At 68.6% G+C, this 2,078-nt stretch carries 1 protein-coding gene; it reads right to left on the bottom strand.

What is annotated here, in order from left to right; genetic code table 11:
- A partial coding sequence (locus U5782_RS41115) for a beta strand repeat-containing protein (protein WP_415914503.1) occupies positions 1–2,043 on the bottom strand: 2,043 nt, incomplete at its 3' end.
- Between the last annotated feature and the right edge of the window lie 35 nt (positions 2,044–2,078).

Genomic DNA, 2,078 nt, shown 5'->3' with positions numbered 1-2,078 from the left:
CAGCGATTCGATCTGCGTCGTCGACAGTACCGCCACTTGTGCGTTCGACAGCGACGCCGTCGTCAGCGCCGCGACGTTGGTGCCCAGCGCCGCGATATTCGCCGTCGAGATCGCCTGCGTCTGCGCCGAGCTCAACGTGCCCGTGAGGCTTTCGAGCTGGGCCGTGGACATGGCCGCCACCTGCGCCGTGCTCAGCATGGCCGTGGTCAGCGAACCGACGCTCGTGCCCAGCGCCGCGATGTCCTTCGTCGTCAGCGCCTGCGACTGCGCCGTGTTCAGGCCGGAGAGCGTGAGGCCCGAAACTGCCGCGCTGCTCAGCGCGCCGATCTGCGTGGACGACAGCGCCGACGCCGAGTTCGACGTCAGCGAGCCCACCTGGGCCGACGTGAGCACGCCAACCTGCGCGGTCGTGAGCATGGCCGTGGTCAGCGAGGCAACGTTGGTGCCGAGCGCCGCGATGTTCGCCGTCGAGATCGCCTGCGTCTGCGCCGTGCTCAGTGCGGTGGTCAGGCTTTCAAGCTGCGTCGCGGACATGGCCGCGACCTGCGCCGTATTCAGCATGGCCGTGGTCAGCGAAGCGACGCTCGTGCCCAGCGCCGCGATGTCCTTCGTGGTCAGCGCCTGCGCCTGTGCCGTGTTCAGGCCCGAGAGCGTGAGACCCGATACCGCCGCGGTGCTCAGCGCGCCGATTTGCGTGGACGACAACAACGACGCCGAGTTCGACGTCAGCGCGCCCACCTGAACCGACGACAGCGCGCCGACCTGCGCGGTCGAGAGCATGGCCGCGCTCAGCGAGGCGACGCTCGCGCCCAGTGCCGCGATGTTCGTCGTCGAGATGGCTTGCGTCTGCGCCGTGCTCAGCGAGCCCGTGAGCGAGCCGATCTGCGTCGTGGTCAGGGCCGCGACCTGTGCGGTCGACAGCGACGCCGTGGTGAGCGATGCGACGTTGGTGCCCAGCGCGACGATATTCGCCGTCGAGATCGCCTGCGTCTGCACCGAGCTCAGCGAGCCCGAGAGGCTTTCGAGCTGGGTCGTCGACATCGCCGCGACCTGCGCCGTGCTCAGCATCGCCGTGGTCAGCGAGGCAACGCTCGCGCCCAGCGACTGAATGTCCTTCGACGTCAGCGCCTGCGTCTGCGCCGTGTTCAGGCCTGACAGATTCAGACCCAGCACCGCGGTGGAGCTGAGCGCGCCGACCTGGGCGGACGAAAGGCCCGACGAAATGGCCGTGACCTGACCGGCGGCAAGCGCGCCGACCTGGGCCGTCGAGAGCATGGCCGTGGTCAGCGATGCGACGTTGGTGCCGAGCGCCGCGATGTTCGTCGTCGAGATCGCCTGCGTCTGCGCCGTGCTCAGCGAGCTCGTCAGACTTTCGATCTGCGTCGTCGAGAGTGCCGCCACCTGCGCGGTCGACAGCGACGCCGTCGTGAGCGCAGCGACGTTAGTGCCGAGCGCCGCGATATTCGCCGTCGAGATCGCCTGCGTCTGCACCGAGCTGAGCGTACCCGTGAGGCTTTCGAGCTGGGCCGTGGACATGGCCGCGACCTGCGCCGTGCTCAGCATCGCCGTGGTCAGCGAAGCGACGCTCGTACCCAGCGCCGCGATGTCCTTCGTGGTCAGCGCCTGCGCTTGCGCGGTATTCAGGCCCGAGAGCGTGAGACCTGCAACCGCCGCGCTGCTCAGCGCGCCGATCTGCGTGGAAGACAACGGCGACACCGCATTCGACGTCAGCGAGCCCACCTGGACCGACGTGAGCGCACCGACCTGGGCTGCCGAAAGCATGGCTGTGGTCAGCGAACCGACGCTGGTGCCCAGCGCCGCGATGTTCGCCGTTGAGATCGACTGCGTCTGCGCTGTGCTCAGCGAGCCCGTCAGCGAGCCGATCTGCGCCGTGGTCAGTGCCGCAACCTGCGCGTTCGACAGCGACGCCGTCGTCAGCGAAGCGACGTTGGTGCCCAGCGCCACGATGTTCGCGGTCGAGATTGCCTGCGTCTGCACCGAGCTGAGCGTGCCCGAGAGGCTTTCGAGCTGGGCCGTGGACATGGCCGCCACCTGCGCCGTGGTCAACATCGCCGTGG

Source organism: Paraburkholderia sp. J67, assembly GCF_905220265.1.
Taxonomy (GTDB): domain Bacteria; phylum Pseudomonadota; class Gammaproteobacteria; order Burkholderiales; family Burkholderiaceae; genus Paraburkholderia.
This window is presented reverse-complemented; position numbering and strand designations above follow the sequence as displayed.